The sequence below is a fragment of the Jiangella anatolica genome, from assembly GCF_003236295.1.
GTDB classification, from domain to species: Bacteria; Actinomycetota; Actinomycetes; order Jiangellales; family Jiangellaceae; genus Jiangella; species Jiangella anatolica.
The window spans coordinates 41,623-58,911 of sequence record NZ_POTW01000005.1 but is presented as its reverse complement, the minus strand read 5'-3'; the positions used below and the strand labels follow the sequence as shown (position 1 = coordinate 58,911).

At 72.8% G+C, this 17,289-nt stretch carries 15 protein-coding genes; 9 read left to right on the top strand and 6 right to left on the bottom strand.

Features of this window, described 5'->3' with window-relative positions; genetic code table 11:
* Positions 1–12 precede the first annotated feature (12 nt).
* Positions 13–1,098 carry a FecCD family ABC transporter permease gene (locus C1I92_RS03200; RefSeq protein ID WP_438940517.1) on the bottom strand — a complete coding sequence of 362 codons (1,086 nt, stop codon included), beginning with the start codon at positions 1,096–1,098 and terminating at the stop codon, positions 13–15.
* Positions 1,099–1,335: 237 nt separating this feature from the next.
* On the opposite strand from C1I92_RS03200, the gene C1I92_RS03195 reads away from it, so the two are divergent.
* A complete protein-coding gene (locus C1I92_RS03195) occupies positions 1,336–3,990 on the top strand; it encodes a glycoside hydrolase family 97 N-terminal domain-containing protein (protein ID WP_158563955.1) in 2,655 nt (884 codons plus the stop codon).
* Between the two features lie 188 nt (positions 3,991–4,178).
* On the opposite strand, the gene C1I92_RS03190 is transcribed toward C1I92_RS03195, so the two are convergent.
* The gene (locus C1I92_RS03190; RefSeq protein WP_111253222.1) at positions 4,179–5,063 is read right to left on the bottom strand and encodes an AraC family transcriptional regulator; all 885 of its coding nucleotides are present in this window, start codon (positions 5,061–5,063) and stop codon (positions 4,179–4,181) included.
* A gap of 65 nt (positions 5,064–5,128) precedes the next feature.
* Between C1I92_RS03190 and C1I92_RS03185 the strand changes: the two genes are divergently transcribed.
* The 6 genes from C1I92_RS03185 to C1I92_RS03160 are packed head-to-tail and all read left to right on the top strand — an operon-like array spanning position 5,129 to position 13,203.
* Entirely contained in the window at positions 5,129–6,358 is a 1,230-nt protein-coding gene (locus C1I92_RS03185; RefSeq protein ID WP_199520909.1) for an ROK family transcriptional regulator, read from the top strand.
* Positions 6,351–8,849 carry an NPCBM/NEW2 domain-containing protein gene (locus tag C1I92_RS03180; RefSeq protein ID WP_111253221.1) on the top strand — a complete coding sequence of 833 codons (2,499 nt, stop codon included), beginning with the start codon at positions 6,351–6,353 and terminating at the stop codon, positions 8,847–8,849. Before C1I92_RS03185 ends, C1I92_RS03180 begins: the two co-directional genes overlap by 8 nt.
* On the top strand, positions 8,846–10,147 hold the full coding sequence (locus C1I92_RS03175; RefSeq protein ID WP_111253220.1) for an ABC transporter substrate-binding protein: 1,302 nt from the start codon (positions 8,846–8,848) through the stop codon (positions 10,145–10,147). Before C1I92_RS03180 ends, C1I92_RS03175 begins: the two co-directional genes overlap by 4 nt.
* Complete coding sequence (locus C1I92_RS03170; RefSeq protein WP_111253219.1) at positions 10,144–11,031, top strand: carbohydrate ABC transporter permease; 888 nt, start codon at positions 10,144–10,146, stop codon at positions 11,029–11,031. The genes C1I92_RS03175 and C1I92_RS03170 overlap by 4 nt, the downstream gene beginning before the upstream one ends.
* Positions 11,024–11,851: a carbohydrate ABC transporter permease gene (locus C1I92_RS03165; protein WP_111253218.1), complete on the top strand. Its 828-nt coding sequence runs from the start codon at positions 11,024–11,026 to the stop codon at positions 11,849–11,851. The genes C1I92_RS03170 and C1I92_RS03165 overlap by 8 nt, the downstream gene beginning before the upstream one ends.
* 26 nt (positions 11,852–11,877) lie before the next feature.
* Positions 11,878–13,203, top strand: a complete 1,326-nt coding sequence (locus tag C1I92_RS03160) for a glycoside hydrolase family 36 protein (RefSeq protein ID WP_111253217.1) — start codon at positions 11,878–11,880, stop codon at positions 13,201–13,203.
* 28 nt (positions 13,204–13,231) lie between these two features.
* On the opposite strand, the gene C1I92_RS03155 is transcribed toward C1I92_RS03160, so the two are convergent.
* Positions 13,232–13,654 (bottom strand): ester cyclase, encoded by a 423-nt coding sequence (locus tag C1I92_RS03155; protein WP_111253216.1) that lies wholly within the window; start codon positions 13,652–13,654, stop codon positions 13,232–13,234.
* 72 nt (positions 13,655–13,726) lie between these two features.
* On the opposite strand from C1I92_RS03155, the gene C1I92_RS03150 reads away from it, so the two are divergent.
* Together C1I92_RS03150 and C1I92_RS03145 are read left to right on the top strand one after the other, a co-directional pair.
* Complete coding sequence (locus C1I92_RS03150; RefSeq protein ID WP_158563952.1) at positions 13,727–14,407, top strand: TetR/AcrR family transcriptional regulator; 681 nt, start codon at positions 13,727–13,729, stop codon at positions 14,405–14,407.
* A 31-nt stretch (positions 14,408–14,438) separates the two neighbouring features.
* The gene (locus tag C1I92_RS03145) at positions 14,439–15,245 is read left to right on the top strand and encodes an alpha/beta hydrolase (RefSeq protein WP_111253214.1); all 807 of its coding nucleotides are present in this window, start codon (positions 14,439–14,441) and stop codon (positions 15,243–15,245) included.
* Positions 15,246–15,252: 7 nt separating this feature from the next.
* On the opposite strand, the gene C1I92_RS03140 is transcribed toward C1I92_RS03145, so the two are convergent.
* From C1I92_RS03140 to C1I92_RS03130, 3 genes are read right to left on the bottom strand one after another with little or no spacing between them, the layout of a single operon-like run.
* On the bottom strand, positions 15,253–16,449 hold the full coding sequence (locus C1I92_RS03140) for an RNA polymerase sigma factor (protein WP_111253213.1): 1,197 nt from the start codon (positions 16,447–16,449) through the stop codon (positions 15,253–15,255).
* Positions 16,446–16,787: a YciI family protein gene (locus C1I92_RS03135; RefSeq protein WP_111253212.1), complete on the bottom strand. Its 342-nt coding sequence runs from the start codon at positions 16,785–16,787 to the stop codon at positions 16,446–16,448. The genes C1I92_RS03140 and C1I92_RS03135 overlap by 4 nt, the downstream gene beginning before the upstream one ends.
* Positions 16,788–16,791: 4 nt before the next feature.
* Positions 16,792–17,259 carry a VOC family protein gene (locus tag C1I92_RS03130; protein ID WP_111253211.1) on the bottom strand — a complete coding sequence of 156 codons (468 nt, stop codon included), beginning with the start codon at positions 17,257–17,259 and terminating at the stop codon, positions 16,792–16,794.
* Between the last annotated feature and the right edge of the window lie 30 nt (positions 17,260–17,289).

Here is a 17,289-nt window from a genome sequence, read left to right as displayed (position 1 = left end):
GTGCTCCTCAGGTCAGGCGCCGGCGGCGTGGAACCGCCGGACGAGGATGAGCAGGAACGGTGCGCCGACGAGCGCGGTGATGATGCCGATCGGCAGCTCCCGGGGCTCCAGCACGGTCCGGGCGGCGACGTCGGCCCAGACCAGGAAGATCGCGCCGATCAGCGCCGCGACCGGCACCACCCGGCCGTGCGCCGCGCCGACGAAGCGGCGGGCGACGTGCGGGATGACCAGGCCGACGAAGCCGATGCCGCCGGACGCCGCGACGACCGCGCCGACGCACAGCGACACGACGATCAGCAGCTGGATCCGGAACCGCGTCGGCGGCACGCCGAGCGTGCGCGCGGTCTCGTCGCCGATCGCCAGCGCGTCCAGCCGCCGGCTCCACAGCAGCAGCGCGGCCAGCGTCAGCGTCACCACCACGACGACGATCGCGAGCGGCAGGCCCCAGCGGGCCAGCCCGAGCGAGCCGAGCAGCCAGAACAGCACCGAGCGGGCGCCCTCGGCGGAGTCGGAGGCGAAGATCAGGAAGCTGGTCGCGGCGTAGAGCGCGTAGCCGACGGCGACTCCGGCCATCAGCAGCCGCAGCGACGTGATCCGCCCACCCGCCCGGGCCACCACGAACACCGCGGCCGACGCGGCCAGCGCGCCGACGAACGCGCTCGCCGAGAGGGCGTTCTCGCCGAGCCCGGCGCCGAGGCCGAACAGGATCGCCGCCGCCGCGCCGGTCGACGCGCCGGACGTGACGCCGAGCAGGTACGGGTCGGCCAGCAGATTGCGCACCATCGCCTGCAGCGCGACGCCGCACACGGCCAGGGCCGCGCCGACGACGACGCCGAGCAGCACCCGGGGGAGCCGGACCTGCCAGACGATGGAGTCCTCGGCCTGCGTCCACGTGATGGCGTCCGGGCTGCCCAGCGTGTGGTGCCCGACGATCCGCCCGACGGTGCCGGGGGAGATGCCGACGGCGCCGATGCCGACCGCCAGCACGACGGTGACCAGCAGCCCGGCGGACAGCCCGCCGATCCACAGCGCGGTCCGCCGCCGTTGCGCGACCTGGCCGAGGTCGTCGTCCTCGTCGAGAACGAGCGTGTCGGTCAGACTCACAGCACCTCCGGAGACAACGTCGCATGTGCGACTCAGTCGCATCTTGCCGGACGGTCGTGCCCGAATCCAGCCCGGGACGCGTTGTTCACCCACCGCTTCGTCCCTGTTTCCGGCGCCGTCGGCGGTTCGATCGCTTTCTCCAGGTGCGGTCGCGTTTTCGTCATTCCGCGCGACGCGCGGTCACGGTTAGCGTCACGCGACAGGGGAACCGCAGCACTCGGAGGAGGATCCGTGTTCGCAGGCTCGAAACGCCGCCGATCGACCCTCGCCCTGGCCACCGTCGCCGTCACCGCGTCCGTCGTCGCGGCGCTGACGGCGACCGACGTCGGTGTCGTCCCGGCGCAGGCGCTGACCACGCACACCGTCACCTCACCGGACGGCGCGATCACCTTCGCCGTCCACGAACAGGCCTCCGGCGCGCTGACCTACGAGGTCACCGCCGGCACCACGACGATCTTCGAGGAGTCGCCGCTGGGCATCGCGACCAGCGCCGTCGACTTCTCCACCGGGCTGACGTACGCGTCGCAGGCCCGGACGACCATCGACCAGACCTACACGCTGCCGGCCGGCACCAAGCCGTCCTATCGCGACCACGCCAACCAGCTGGTGCTCAGCTACACCAAGGGCGGCCAGACGATGCAGCTGGTCGTGCGCGCCTACGACGACGGGGTCGCGTACCGGTACGTGCTGCCGGGCGGCTCCGGCGCCGTCAGCATCACCGACGAGAAGAGCGGCTTCCGGCTGCCCGCGCCGACCGGCGGCTGGGCCGCGGTGTGGAACGGGAACTACGAGCAGGACTACATCTACCGGTCCGCCGCCGGCCTCAACGACGGCACCGAGCTGACGATGCCGCTGCTGGCGTCGATCGACAACAACGCCTACTTCACCGTGATCTCCGAGGCGAACGTCTACAACGCCGGGGCGAGCTTCGCGCCGGCGCTGCTCAAGGGCAGCCAGGCCAACGACGGCCTGCTGAACGTGAGGCGGACTCCGGACCAGTCGTTCCCGATCGCCAGCACGTACCCGTTCCAGACCCCGTGGCGGGCCGCGATCATCGCCGGTGACCTGGACACGCTGGTCAACTCCGACCTCGTCCAGCACCTCAACCCGCCGGCCACGCAGAACGCGGACTGGGTGAAGCCGGGCCGGGCCGCGTGGTCCTGGTTCAGCGACGGCGACAGCGCGGCGGACCTGGACAAGCAGAAGCAGATGGTCGACTTCGCCGCGTCGATGGGCTTCGAGTACGTGACGGTCGACTGCTGCTACGACCCCGACGTCGACCTGCCGGCGATCTCGCAGTACGCCGCCCAGCGCGACGTCGGCATCTTCGCCTGGGTGACGGCCGAGCCGTTCGCCACGCCCACGCAGGCCGACGCGCTGGTCGCCGAGCACAAGGCGTACGGCGTCGTCGGGCTGAAGGTCGACTTCTTCCTCAACGACTCGCAGAACGTCATGGGCTGGTACCAGTCGATCGGCGACGCCGCCGGCGAGCACGAGCTGATGCTCAACTTCCACGGCAGCACCAAGCCCGGTGGCGAGAACCGCACCTGGCCGTGGGTCGTCACGTCCGAGGCGGTCGCCGGCACCGAGCACTACCTGTACCCGCCGCCGACGACGGCCCGGCTGGACGCGACGTTCCCGTTCGTCCGCAACCCGATCGGCGGCATGGACTACACGCCGACGATGATCTCGCTGAACGGGTCGATCCTCACCCAGGCGCACACGCTGGCGCAGTCGATCGTGTTCACCTCGGCGATGGTCAACTACTCCGACTCCGCCGCCGCGTACGAGCAGTGGCCGGGCCGGCACCTGATGCGCGCCGTCCCGACGGTGTGGGACGAGACCCGCGTCGTCGAGGGCTTCCCCGGCGACCACGTGACGATGGCCCGGCGCAGCGGGACCGACTGGTTCGTCGGCGCGATCACCGACCCGGCCCGGACGGCGACGGTGCCGCTCTCGTTCCTCGGCTCCGGGACGTACACCGCGACGATCTTCGCCGACAACGCCGCCGGGCGGGTGTCGTCGGTGACGACGCAGACGGTGACCAGCGCGTCGACGCTGTCGCTGCCGATGATCGCCACCGGCGGCGTGGCCGTGCACATCTCCAAGACGCCGCTCGCGCAGATCGGCAGCGCCGACGTCCGGTACGAGGCGGAGGCGCCGGGCAACACGATCTCCGGCGGCGCGGGGACCGACAACTGCAAGGGCTGCTCCGGCGGCTCGAAGGTCGGGTTCCTCGGCAACGGCGGGGCGGTGCAGTTCAACAACGTGATGGCCGGGGCCGCCGGCACCCACGAGCTGACCTTCACCTACACCTCCGGCGACCCGCGCTCGATCCAGATCGAGGTCAACGGGTCCGTCGTCAGCACCGAGAACCTCAAGGACTCCGGCGGCTGGGAGTTCGTGAACAAGTGGACGATCGACGTGCCGCTCAACGCCGGCGCGAACACGATCCGCTTCTCCAACCCGGCGGCGTTCGGGCCTGACATCGACGCCCTCATCCTGTCGCGGCGGACGGAGGCGGAGGCATCCGGCAACACGCTCGCCGGCGGCGCGGCGGTGGCCGCCTGCGGCGGGTGCTCGGGCGGCTCGAAGGTGACGGGGCTGTCCGGCGGCGGCTCGGTGACGGTGAACGGGGTGACGGCGACCGCGGCCGGCAACCACACCGTCCGTGTCGACTATGCGGCGACGGCGGACAGCACGGCGCAGGTCAGCGTCAACGGTGGCGCCCCGGTCACCGTCGCGTTCCCGTCGACGGGCGGCGCGACGGCGACCGCGACGGTCACGCTCGGGCTCGGCGTCAACGCAGGCGCTTCGAACACGATCCGGATCGCCGGCGGCTCCGGCGCGGCACCCGACATCGACCGGGTCACCGTCACCAACTGACCCCGGCCGAGCGCCCGCCCGAAACGATCAGGTGACGTACGGCCCCGGATGGCGGCCGCTACGTCACCTGATCGTTTCGCGTCCACATCGTGGAGATGATCAGGTGACGTGCCGGCCCCCTTCCTCGGCGTGTTCGTCACCTGATCATCTTCCGGAAAACGATCAGGTGACACAGCGGGCGGGTTAGGTCAGGGAGCGGGGTGCGCGGCGCGGCGGTAGTCGGTCGGGCTCATCGTGTGGAGCTGGCGGAACTGGCGGGAGAAGTGGAACGGGTCGCCGTAGCCGACGTCGCGGGCGATCTCGCTGACGGTCGCCTGCGTCGTCGTCAGCAGGTGGCGGGCCCGCTCCATCCGCAGCGTCGTCTGGTAGGCGTGCACGCCGCCGCCGGTGGCGCGCCGGAACAGCGCCGTCAGATGCGACGGCGACACGCCGACCAGCGCGGCCAGCTCCGGCACCCGGACCGTCCCGTCCAGCCGTGAGGCCAGGTAGTCCATCGCCCGCCGCAGCGGGTCGGACGCGGCCTCCGGCGCCGGCGACCGGTCCGCGATCAGCTGGGTCAGCAGCTTCCACGCCGCCCCGGCGACGCCGACCAGCCGGGCCGCGCCGCGGCCGTCGCCGTCCGCGTCGACCTCGCGGGCCAGCCGCGCGACGATCTCGTCGGCCAGCGCGACGGCGCGGTCCAGCTGGCGGATCGGCACCACCGGCGCGCCGAGCGCCTCGACCACCTCGGGCACGTCACTGCCGCGCAGGTGGCACCACCACACGGTCCACGGCGACGACGGCGAGCCGCCGTAGGCGTGCGGCGTCCCGGCAGGGACGACCAGCGCCGCGCCGGCGCCGACGCCGTGCCGGCGTCCGCCCAGCTGGGCCCAGCCGCTGCCACTCGCGCACACGGCGAGGACGGTGTGCCGCGACGCGGCCGGGCGGGACGCGGCGAACGGCGCCGCGGCGGGGGAGTACCCGGCGTCGGTGACCACCAGCCGCCGCGTGACCGGCGCCGTCAGCGCCGCGGTGACCTGCCGCCGGGGGACGGCGTACAGCCGCTGCGGGCGGAGACCGTCGCGGGCTGGCACGGCTCCGAGTATGGCACGAGTTACATACTTGACAAAGTTTATTAAGTCTCCGTACCGTCGGCGACGTGCCGATCCAACGAGGCGGCCCGGTCGAGGGGACTCCGGCCGAGGGCGCCGTCTTCCTCACCGCGCTGACCGCCGGCCCCATCGCCCGCGTCGACATCGCCCGCGAGACCGGGCTGTCGTCGGCCGCCGTCACCCGGGTCGCGAAGCTGCTCATCGACGAGGGCTACCTCGAGTACGCGCCGGACCAGCCGGCCAGCGCCGACGAGACCCGGATGGGCCGGCCGAGCAGCCCGCTGCGGGTGCACGCGCGGCAGACCGGCTCGTTCGGCATCATCGTCCGGCGCGACGAGCTGATCGGCGTCGTGTGCGACCTGGCCGGCGCGCCGCTGGTGGCCGAGCGCCGCCCGCTGGACGACAACTCCGTCGCCGCCACGATCGCCGCCATCGCCGCCTTCTACCGCGAGCTGGTCCAGCGCGCGGAGGGCGCCGGCTTCGTCGTCGCGCCGCACGACCTGGGGCTGAGCCTCTCCGGCGACATCGACCACGACACCGGCTACGTCCGCTACTCGCCGTTCCTCGGCTGGCGCGACGTCGACCTCGGCACCGCGGTGAGCCAGACCGTCGGCGCGCCGGTCGTCGTGGAGAACGACGTCAAGGCGCTCACCGTCGCCGAGCAGTGGTTCGGGCTGGGCCAGGGCATCACGAACTTCGCCGTCGTGACGATCGGCACCGGCATCGGCTGCGCCATCGTCGTCGACGGCGGCCTGGTCCGCGGCGCGCACAGCGTCGCCGGCGAGATCGGCCACCTGCCGCTCGGCGACCCGTCCGTCCAGTGCCACTGCGGCGCCCACGGCTGCGTCGAGGCCGAGGCGTCGACGACGGCGCTGCTGGAGCGCTGCCGGTCCGCCACCGGCCGCGACGACCTCACCATCGAGTCCGCGGTCGAGCTGGCCCGCTCCGGCGACGACGGCGTCCGCGCGATCTTCGCCCGGGCCGGCCGGCTGATCGGGCTGGCGCTGGCCTCGGTGGCGAACCTGCTCGGCCCGGAGCGCGTCATCGTCGCCGGTGAGGGCGTGTCGAGCTACGACCTGTTCGAGGCCGCCATCCGCGAGGCGTTCGCCGAGCAGGCCTTCGGCGCCGCCCACCAGGTGCCGATCCACGTGCGCGACCTGCCGTTCGAGGAGTGGGCCCGCGGCGCCGCCGCGGTCGCCATCCAGGAGCTCGTCTTCCCGTCCCGTCAGCGGGTCGCCGCCGACATCCGCCGCCGTCCAGGAGCCCGTCGTGTCTGAGTCCACCACCTGGTCCGTGCGGCACGGCGGCCACACCATCGCGGTGACGTGGTTCCGCGGCCGGCTCACCTGGACCGCGCTGCGCGACGGCGTCGAGGCGACGCCGCCGGCGCCGCTGCACCTGCACACGGCCGACGGCCGGGACCTGCTCTCCGGCGTCACGTACGTGGCCGACGAGAGCCGCGAGGTGGCCGAGGAGTACGAGCTGGTCGTCGGCAAGCGGGTCGGCCGGCACACCGTCGACCACCGGGAGCGCACCGTCCGGTTCGCCTGCGCGGACGGCGGCGAGGTCGCCGTGGTGCTGCGGGCCGCGCCCGACGGTGTCGCACTGCGGTTCGTCCTCGGCGGCCTGGACGGTGTGACGGTGACCGGCGGCGACGTCGGCCTGCGGCTCCCGGCGACGGCCGCGGTCTGGCCGCTCACCTACACGCCCTGGTACGAGACCACCCGGTTCAGCAGCACGCTGGACGCGCTCGAGCCCGGCGACTACGGCTTCCCGTTCCTCGCCGAGCTGGCGGACGACACGTTCGCGCTGGTCACCGAGGCGGACCTGGACGGCCGCTACGGCGGCTCGCTCGCCCGGTATGCCGGCGGCGGCGCGCTCACCGTCACGCTGGCCAACGACGTCGTGCTCGACGGCGACAGCGTGGCGACGCCGTGGCGGGTGCTGATCCTCGGCGACCTCGCCACCGTCGTCGCGTCGCACCTGGTCGACGACCTCGCCCCGGCCGCCGACGCAGCGCCGCCGGCGTGGGCGCGGCCGGGCCGGGCGGCCTGGTCGTGGTGGTCGGACTTCTACAGCGGCGCCCAGCTGACCAAGCAGCTGCGGATGCTCGACTACGCCGCCGCCCGCGGCTGGGAGTACGTGCTGGTCGACTGCGGCTGGGACGGCGTCTGGATGCCCGAGTTGGTGTCGGCGGCCAGCGAGCGCGGCGTCGGCGTGTTCGTCTGGGTCGTCTGGGACCACCTCGCGACGCCGGAGCAGCGGCGCAAGCTCGCCGAGTGGGCGTCGTGGGGCGTGGCCGGCGTCAAGGTCGACTTCATGGAGTCCGAGGCGCAGGAACGCTACCGCTGGTACGACGAGGTCATCGCCGAGTGCGCCCGAGTCGGCCTGATGATCAACTTCCACGGCTCGGTCATCCCGCGCGGCTGGGCCCGTACGTATCCGCACGTCATGAGCTACGAGGCGGTCCGCGGCGCGGAGTACTACGTCTTCTACAGCGAGCCGCTGACACCCGAGCACAACACGATCGTGCCGTTCACCCGCAACGTCGTCGGGTCGGCGGACTACACGCCGGTGACGTTCTCGGCGCCGCCGCGGCTCACCACCGAGGCGCACGAGCTGGCGCTGGCGGTCGTGCTGGAGTCCGGGTTGCTGAACTACGCCGACGACGTGGACGAGTACGCGAAGCGGCCGATCGCGGAGGCGGCGATCGAGCGGATCCGGGCGGCCTGGGACGAGACGAAGCTGCTGGCCGGGCGGCCGGGGGAGCACGTCGTGCTGGCCCGCCGCTCGGGCGACGAGTGGTTCGTCGGCGCGCTGTCGGCGCTCACCGAGGCGACGACGGTCACCGTCGACCTCGCGTCGCTCGGGCTCGGCGCCGGCGAGCACGTCGCCACGGTCATCACCGACGACGACGCCGACCGGCTCACCCAGGAGACGCGGCCGGTCACAGCGGCGGACACGATCGACGTCACGCTGCGGCCGAACGGCGGCACGCTGGTGCTGCTGGCGCCGGCGACGGCCGGGCACGCACGCCCGGCGCCGGCCCCGCGGCCCACGGTCACCGTGGCCGAGCCGATCGTCCGCGGCGTACCCGGCGAGGCCGTGGAGATCGCCGCCGTCGTCACCGGCGCCGAGGCGCACCTCGTCGTGCCGCCCGGCTGGGACCCGCCGTTGCCCGCCGGCGACGGCGCCTGGACGGTCACCGTCCCCGCCGGCACCGAGCCCGGCCACGTCGCCGTCCTCGCCGTGCACGCCGGCGACCCGCTCGGCGCCCGCCGCTCCACCCTCGCGCACGTGCGCGTCGTCAGCCCTCTCGGCGCGGACCCCGCGTCGCTCGTCGCGCTCACCCCGGTCGCCGCCACCAACGGCAGCGGCCCGGTCGAGCGGGACATGTCCAACGGCGAGGGCAACCCCGCCGACGGCCGGCCGATGTCCGTGGCCGGCGTGCACCACCCGCACGGCCTCGGCGTCTGCGCTCCCTCGGACGTCACCTGGGTCCTCGACGGCGTCCCGGCGCGGCTCACCGCGTCCGTCGGCGTCGACGACGAGAGCCCCGCCGGCACGACGGCCACCTGCTCCGTCGTCGGCGACGGCCGTGTGCTCACGACCGTCGAGCTCACCGCGGGCGACCCGGCACGGGAGCTCGACCTGGATCTGGCCGGCGTCACCCGGCTGCGACTGGTCGTGCGGTCGCCCGACGGCGCCGAGCCCGCGCACCTGGACTGGATCGACCCGCACGTGCGACCCGCAACGTCCCACTCATGAGAGGCACGACGATGAAGTCGACGAAGATCTTGCTGGCCCTGGCGGCCACCGCGGCCGTCCTGACGCTGGCCGCCTGCGGCGACAACGGCGCCTCGGCCGGTGGCTCCGGCGGCGACGGCGGCGACGGTGAGGAGGTCAACCTCACCTTCGCGACGTTCTCGCCGGACCAGGAGCCGGCCATCCGGCAGATCCTCGACGTGTACGAGGAGCAGAATCCCGGCGTCACGGTCGAGATCCAGATCATCCCGTGGACCGACTACTGGAGCACGCTGCAGACGTCGACCGCCGGCGGCACCGGACCGGACGTCGCCTGGATGCTCGGCGCGAAGATCGGCGCGTACATCGACGGCGGTGTGCTGCTGCCGCTGGACGACGCGTTCGAGGCGTCCGGCCTGGACATCGAGAACTACCCGGAGCAGCTGGTCGACCTGTTCGTCGACGACGGCACCACGTACGCGCTGCCCAAGGACTTCGACACGATCGGGCTCTGGTACAACAAGGCGCTCTTCGACGAGGCCGGCCTGCCGTACCCGACGCCGGACTGGACCTGGGACGACGTCATCACCAACGCGAAGGCGCTGACCAAGCCCGACGGCAGCGTCTACGGCATCGGCGCGCCGATGGACCCGCAGGCCACGTACTACAACACGATCTACCAGGCCGGCGGCGAGGTGATCAGCGAGGACGGCACGACGTCGGGCTACGACAGCCCGGAGGCGATCGAGGGCATCAAGTTCTGGACCGACCTGATCAACGTGCACCACGTCTCGCCGACGCTGGAGTCCTTCGCCGACACCGAGTCCGTCGCGCAGTTCATGTCCGGCCGGCTGGCGATGCTGACGACCGGCTCGTTCTACGCGATCCGGTTCGCCAACGACGAGTACTCGTCGCAGAACTTCGACGTCACCGAGCTGCCGGCCGGCGCCCAGGAGGCGACCATCATCAACGGCATCGGCAACGTCGCGCTGGCCTCGACCGAGCACCCGGAGGAGGCCGCCGAGCTGGCCGTCTTCCTGAGCGGCGAGGAGGCCTCGCGGATCTCCAGCGAGACCGGCACCGTCATCGGCTCCTACGCCGGCACGGAGCAGGCCTTCGTGGACGCGTTCCCGCAGTTCAACCTGCAGGCGTTCCTCGACCAGGCAGAGAACGGCGTCGTGCTGCCGGTGTCGCGCAACACCGACGCGTGGGCCAGCCGCGAGGGCGAGTTCCTCACCCCGGCGTGGACCGGCGAGCAGACCGTCGAGGAGGCCGCCGCCGGGCTGGCCGCTGCGATGAACGAGGCGCTGGCGCAGGAATGAGGCCGAACCGGTACCCGGACAACGCGTGGGCGGCGATCCTGCTCGCGGTGCCGTTCGGCGGGCTGGTGATCTTCTACCTGTGGCCGCTGCTGCGCACGGTCCTGCTCAGCTTCTCCGAGGGCACCGCGTTCACCGGCTACACGATCACCGGGTTCGAGAACTGGCGGCAGCTGTTCGAGAACGGCGACGACGTGTGGCGGGCGCTGCTCAACACACTCGTGTATGCCGCGATCGTGCTGCTCGGCGTGCCGATCGCGATGGTGATCGCGGCGCTGCTGCACCAGCGCGGGCTGGGCGGCCGCTCGTTCTACCGGACGCTGTACTTCGTCCCGGTGGTCACGATGCCGGTGGCCGTCGCGATGGTCTGGCGCTACATCTACAACGGCGACTTCGGGCTGCTCAACGAGGTGCTCGACGCCGTCGGCGGGCCGACGCGGGCGTGGGTGGCCGACCCGGACACCGCGCTGTACGCCGTCGCCGTCGTCGGGATCTGGATGGCGCTGGGCACGAACCTGATCATCCTGGCGGCCGGGCTGGAGTCGGTCCCGCCGTCTCTGGAAGAGGCGGCGATGCTCGACGGCGCCGGCCCGGTGCGGCGGTTCTTCTCCGTCACCGTGCCGCTGCTGACGCCGTCGATCTTCCTGGTGTCGGTGCTGTCGGTGATCGGGTCGCTGCAGATGTTCGACCTGCTGTTCATCATGCTCGGCCGGACCAACCCGGCGTTGGCCGACTCCAGGACGATCGTCTACCTGTTCTACGAGGAGGCGTTCGTGCGCAACGACCGCCCGCTCGGCGCGGTGATCGCGCTGGTCACGCTGGTCGTGACGCTCGCGGTGACGGCCGTGCAGTTCCGCCTGCAGCGACGGTGGGTGACCTATGCGTGAGCGGCTTCGTTCCCGGCACCTCGTGACGCACGTCCTGCTGATGGCCGGCGCGCTGCTCATGGTGTCGCCGTTCGTGTGGCAGTTCCTAACGTCGCTGAAGACGCTGGGGGAGTCCACCCGGATCCCGCCGACGGTGCTGCCGTCGTCGCCGGAGTGGGGCAACTACTCGGCCTTCTTCGACGTCGTCCCGGTCGGGTCGATGGCGGTGAACAGCGTGCTGGCCCTGGTGCTGCGCGTGGCCGGGCAGCTGCTGGTGGCGTCGCTGGCGGCGTACGTGTTCGCCCGGCTGCGGTTCCGGTTCCGCGGGCCGCTGCTGGCCGGCTTCCTCGTCGTGCTGATGGTGCCGCCGCAGCTGTTCGTGATACCGCAGTACGAGGTGATCCGCGCGATGGGCTGGCTGAACTCGGTCCAGGCGCTGGCGCTGCCCGGCATGTTCAGCGCGTTCGGCGTGTTCGTCCTCTACCAGTTCATGCGGACGCTGCCGCCGGAGCTGGACGAGGCGGCCCGGATGGACGGCGCCAACCCGCTCCAGATCTACCTGCGGATCATCCTGCCGCTGTGCCGGCCGGCGCTGGCGGCGCTGACCATCCTCACGTCCCTGTTCTCCTGGAACGACCTGCTCTGGCCGCTGATCGTCAACACCGTCCCGGACCGGATGACGCTGCCGGTCGGGCTGGCCACGTTGCAGGGCGCCCAGGGCACCGACTACCCCGTCCTGATGGCGGGCTCGCTGCTGACGATTCTGCCGATGGTGCTGGTCTTCGTCCTGCTGCAGAAACAGTTCATCCGCGGCATCGCGATGTCCGGAATCAAGGCCTGACGGCCCCAACTCCTGAGGTTCTCTTCATGTCTCTCTCGCCCGGTTTCGACGTCGTCCACGAGGTTGCGGTCTCCTCCGAGGGGTCCGCGGTCTTCGAGCACGGCTGGCAGTCCTTCAGTCCGACCACCACGTATCCGCTCGGCGGACGGCCGCACCGGCCGGCGACCGAGCGCAACCGGATGCTCAACTACCGCCAGTCCTCCCACCCCGACGCGTCGCGCTACTTCGGCGAGGGCGTGCTCGCGGTGGCCGACGGTCACGGCTCCGTCCACGTCGTGGCGGCCGCGGACCCGTTCGCCACCGGGGTGCGGATCCAGGCCGCCGTCACCGGGTCGTCGGTCGTGATCGGCGCCGACGGGCCCGTGCTCGTGACCGCAACGTCCGGGTCCGACGTGCAGGCGGCGCTGCGGTCGTGGGCGGTGTCGGCCGCGTCGGCCGCGGGGCTGGCGGCGGCTCGTCCCGCGCCGACGGCGTGGTGCACCTGGTACGAGTACTGGGGCGACGTCCGCGAGCAGGACGTCGTGGAGAACCTGGGCGCGATGCGCGCGCTGGACCTGCCCGTCGACGTCGTCCAGCTCGACGACGGCTACTTCACCGAGATCGGCGACTGGCTGAGCCCGTCGGCCACGTTCCCGGACCTGTGCGGTCTCGTCGAGCAGATCCGCGCCGAGGGCCGCCGGGCCGGCATCTGGCTGGCCCCGTTCTTCGCCGGCGCCCGGTCCCGGATCGCCGCCGAGCACCCCGACTGGCTGCTGCGGCACCCGCACGGCGGGCCGCTGCACGCCGGGCACAACTGGAACCAGGACCTGTACTCGCTCGATCTGTCGCACCCCGGCGCCGCGGAGTGGATGCACACCGTGTTCTCGACGTTCGCGTCGTGGGGGATCGACTACTTCAAGATCGACTTCATCGCGGCGGGGGCGATCCCGGGGGAGCGGTCGTCCGGTGCGGATCCGGTGACGGCGTACCGGGACGGGCTGGCGCTGATCCGGTCCGCCGTCGGGCCGTCCGCCCACATCCTGGGGTGCGGGGCGCCGGTGCTGCCGTCGGTGGGGCTGGTCGATTCCATTCGGGTGAGCGCCGACACCGGGCACACGTTCGCTCCGGAGGACGGCGACATGTGCTCGCCGAGCCAGGAGGCGGCCGTTCTCAGTGCTGAGGGGCGTCAGTTCATGAACGGGGTGTTCTTCGCGAACGACCCGGACTGCTTGCTCGTGGGGCCGAAGATGGAGAACCGGGAGACGTGGGCCGCCCACGTCTCCCGGGTCGGCGGGGCCGTGGTCAGCAGTGACCGTCTGCTCGGGCTCGACGAGTGGGGCCTCGAGACGACGCGGCGGCTGCTCACGCGCTGACCCGGACGGTCGTCGCGGAGGCGCCGGCTCAGGCCGGCCCCTGCGCCGGCCCGGTCAGCTGGCGCATCAGGCCCGCGTCGTCGCGGACGGCCCAGTGCTCGACGCCCTTGCCGCCGGAGAAGCGGATGAAGTGCATCTGCCGGTAGCTGAACGACCGGCCGGTGGGCGCGAGGCCGAAGAAGTCGCCGATGTGGCGGCCGCTGTGCGTGCAGAAGAGGGCGACGGTGTCGCCGTCGGCCAGGGCCTGGTGGACGGTCCACTTCTGGTCGGCGAAGGCGTTCGCGAGCGCGTGCATGTAGAACGCGACGCTGCCCAGCCCCGGCGGCGTGCCGGGCGGCGCCTCGTGGTTGACGAAGTCGTCGCCGATGAGCTCGGCCAGTGCGGCCTCGTCGTTCGCCGGGAAGATCTCCTCCAGCACGCGCCGGGCGCGCTCCTTGATTTCGGTGCTCATGATGTCCCCCGTTTCTGAGTGCCGGCGTGTCGGGCCGGCTCCGACTAATTCATGACAGTATCCTTCTCCCTAATGTCTCAGACCGCAAGTGCCAAGCGCCGGTACGACTCGACGAACCGGCGCGCCCGCGCCGCCGAGACCCGGTCCCGCATCGTCGAGGCGGCCGCCCGGGTCTTCGTCGAGCACGGGTACGCGCGGGCAACGATCCCGCGGATCGCCGCCGAGGCAGGCGTCGCCGTGGAGACGGTGTACCGCTCGGCCACGGGTAAGGCCGGCCTGCTCGAGGCGGCCGTGCTGGCCGCTGTCGCCGGCGGCGTCGAGCGCTCTGACGTCCCGGTGGAGCAGCGCCCGGCGATCCAGCGGATCATCGCCGAGCCCGACCCGCGCCGCCAGCTGCGCGCCTACGCCGCGACGCAGCCGGGCATCTGGGACCGCGTCGGTCCGCTGCTGCGCGTGCTCGACGCGGCCGCACCTACCGACGACGCGCTGCAGGCGTTGCGGACGCAGCAGGGCGAGTTCCGGCATGCGGGTCTGCGCCGGTTCGCCGGGCTGCTGGAGTCGCGGGGCGCACTGCGGCCGGAGGTCTCGGCGGATCGGGCGGCGGACATCATCTGGACCGTGTGCGGGCAGGCGACCTACGACGCGCTCGTCCTGGCGTGCGGCTGGACCCACGAGGAGTACGAGCGATGGATCGGCGACACCCTGATCCACGCCCTGCTCCCGCCCGCGGAGCTCGCCGGTCGTTCCTCCTAGATTGGGACGACGAACCTGTGAGGGAGGCGCCATGCCGCACGTGACCTCGGCCGACGGCACCGCGATCGGCTACGACCGGATCGGCGACGACGGGCCGGTGGTGGTCCTCGTCGGTGGCGGGCTGGACGACGGCAGCGAGAACGCACCGCTGGGCGAGCACCTCGCCGCCGCCGGGCTCGCCGTCGTCAACTACCGGCGCCGCGGCCGGGGCGACAGCGGCGACCGCCCGCCGTATGCCGTCGCACGGGAGGTGGAGGACCTCGCCGCGGTGATCGACGCGGCCGGCGGGCGGGCGCACCTGTTCGGCGCGTCGTCCGGTGGGGCGCTGGCGCTGGAGGCCGCGGTCGCCGGGCTGGCGGTGGACCGGATCGCCGTCCACGAGGTGCCGTACCTGGTGGACGAGCCGATGGTCGCGGCCTGGCGTGGGTACGTCGCCGGCCTCGACGCCGCTCTGGGCCGCGGCGACCGTGACGAGGCGCTGCGGCTGTTCATGCGTCTGGCCGGCTCGCCGGAGGAGCAGATCGCCGCGGCCGAGGCGGCGCCGGTGTGGCCGGCGTTGCGCGAGCTGGCGCCGACGCTGCGCTACGACGCCGCCTGCCTCGGCGCCGGCCCGCCGCCCGCGGACCGGCTGGCGAACGTCACGCAGCCGGTGCTGCTGTCGACCGGTGTGACCGTCGACCCGCACTCGGCCGGGTTGCCGGTCGACTTCTTCGGCGCCGCCGCCGACGCGGCCGCCGCGAGCCTGCCCAACGCCCACCGGCTCACCGTGGAGGTTGCCGGCCACGTCGCCGACCCGGCCCTGCTGGCCCCGAAGCTGGCGGCGTTCTACACCGCCTGACGGGCGGTCAGGTCCAGCGGAGGCGGTCGTGCAGGACGGCCTGCTCCGCCGGGTTCTGCGTCAGCCGCAGTGCCCGCGCGTCCGCCGTCCGGGCCTCGTCCGGCCGGCCGAGGTCGCGCAGCAGGTCCGCCCGCGTGGCGTGCAGCAGGTGGTAGCCGGCCAGCGGCTCGGCCAGCTCGTCCAGTTCGTCCAACGCGGCCCGGGCCCCGGCGGTGTAGCGCAGCGCGACGGCCCGGTGCAGCCGCGTCACCGGTGACGGCGCGAGGTGCAGCAGCAGGTCATAGAGCAGCACGATCTGCTCCCAGTCGGTGTCCTCCCAGCGGGCCGCCTCGGCGTGACAGGCGACGATCGCCGCCTGCAGCTGGTACGGCCCCGGCCGATGACGCCGCGCCGCCCGGGTGAGCAGCGCGACGGCGTCGGCGATGGCCGCGTGGTCCCAGCGGGACCGGTCCTGGTCGGCCAGCCGGACCAGTCCGCCGTCGGCGCCGAAGCGGCCGCCGGAGCGGGCCCGGTGCAGCCGGATCAGCGCCAGCAGCCCGGCCACCTCCGGCTCGTCCGGCAGCAGCTCGTGCAGCAGCGCCGCCAGCCACTCCGCGTCGTCGACCAGCCGCTGCGAGGCCACCTCGCCGCCGGTCGACAGGTAGCCCTCGTTCAGCATCAGGTAGACGACGGTGAGCACCTCGGCCGTCCGCGACCGAAGGTCCGCCTCGGCGGGCAGCCGGTACGGGATCGCCGTGGCGGCGATCTTCCGCTTCGCCCTCGTGATCCGCTGCGCCACCGTCGCCTCCGGCACCAGGAACGCCCGGCCGATCTGCGCCGTCGTCAGCCCGCACACCAGCCGCAGCGTCAGCGCGACCTGCGCGGACCGGGGCAGCGCCGGGTGGCAGCAGGTGAAGATCAGCCGCAGCCGCTCGTCCGGCTCGGCCGGGACCGGCCACTGCAGCCGGTCGAGCTTCTCCCGGTACCGGGCCTCGCGGCGCAGCACATCCAGCCCGCGCCGCCGGGCGACGGTGAACAGCCAGGCGTCCGGGCGGTCCGGGATGCCGTCGACCGGCCACCGTTCCAGCGCGGCGACGACGGCGTCCTGGACCAGGTCCTCGGCGGCGGAGAAATCGCCGATCAGCCGGACCAGCGCGGCCGCGAGCCGGCCCGCGTGCTCCCGCACCGTCCGGGCCAGCTCGTCCTGCGGCGCCTCGCGGGTCATGACTCCAGCGGCCGGATCTCCACGACCGGGCAGCCGGGCCACGTCCGCACCATCGCCAGCGCCTCGTCCAGGTCGGCGACCTCGATCTCGAGGTAGCCGCTGACCACCTCCTTGCCCTCGACGAACGGGCCGTCGGTGACGATCGGCTCCGGCCCGTCGAGGCGGACGGTGGTCGCGGTGTCCGGGTCCTGCAGCTTGTTGCCGCCGCGGATGACCCGGCGGTGCTCGGCCATCCACTCGTCCACCTTGGCGAACGCACGAGCGCGGTCGTCCGGCGTCAGCGCCTGGAGGTCGGCGTGGAACTGCTCGGTGTCGACGAACAGCAGCACGTACTTCATCCCGTCAGGCTCCCATGACGGCGCTCAGGCGGCGCGCGAGCTCGTCCTCCGGCACGTCCTCGACGTGCGTCGCGACGGTCCAGCCGTGCCCGAACGGGTCGATGACGAACGCGTCGCGGTCGCCGTAGAACTGGTCCTCCGGCGCCCGCTTGAGCGTCGCGCCCTTCTCCACCGCCCGCGCCACCGTCGCGTCGACGTCCTCCACGTAGAGGAAGAGGAACGACGGCGTGCCGGGCACCCCGTCGGGCGGCGGCGCCTCGGTGCCCATCATCGGCGACGCGTCCTCGACAATGAGCACCGAGTCGCCGATGACGATCTCGGCGTGCGCCACGCTGCCGCCGGGACCGGGGAAGCGCATCCGCTCGGCCGCGCCGAACACGTCGGCGTAGAACTCCAGCGCCTGCGCCGCTCCGTTCACGACGAGGCAGGGGGTGATGCGGCGGTAGGTGTCCGGGATCGGGGTCACGCTCATCTGGTCCTCCTGGGTCTTCGAGAGTCCTTC

Bases quoted from the DNA above. Each gene is read 5' to 3' on its own strand.
- C1I92_RS03175 (WP_111253220.1), top strand. From the start codon at position 8,846: ATGAGAGGCACGACGATGAAGTCGACGAAGATCTTGCTGGCCCTGGCG.
- C1I92_RS03170 (WP_111253219.1), top strand. From the start codon at position 10,144: ATGAGGCCGAACCGGTACCCGGACAACGCGTGGGCGGCGATCCTGCTC.
- C1I92_RS03165 (WP_111253218.1), top strand. From the start codon at position 11,024: ATGCGTGAGCGGCTTCGTTCCCGGCACCTCGTGACGCACGTCCTGCTG.
- C1I92_RS03160 (WP_111253217.1), top strand. From the start codon at position 11,878: ATGTCTCTCTCGCCCGGTTTCGACGTCGTCCACGAGGTTGCGGTCTCC.
- C1I92_RS03155 (WP_111253216.1), bottom strand. From the start codon at position 13,654: ATGAGCACCGAAATCAAGGAGCGCGCCCGGCGCGTGCTGGAGGAGATC.
- C1I92_RS03150 (WP_158563952.1), top strand. From the start codon at position 13,727: ATGTCTCAGACCGCAAGTGCCAAGCGCCGGTACGACTCGACGAACCGG.
- C1I92_RS03145 (WP_111253214.1), top strand. From the start codon at position 14,439: ATGCCGCACGTGACCTCGGCCGACGGCACCGCGATCGGCTACGACCGG.
- C1I92_RS03140 (WP_111253213.1), bottom strand. From the start codon at position 16,449: ATGACCCGCGAGGCGCCGCAGGACGAGCTGGCCCGGACGGTGCGGGAG.
- C1I92_RS03135 (WP_111253212.1), bottom strand. From the start codon at position 16,787: ATGAAGTACGTGCTGCTGTTCGTCGACACCGAGCAGTTCCACGCCGAC.
- C1I92_RS03130 (WP_111253211.1), bottom strand. From the start codon at position 17,259: ATGAGCGTGACCCCGATCCCGGACACCTACCGCCGCATCACCCCCTGC.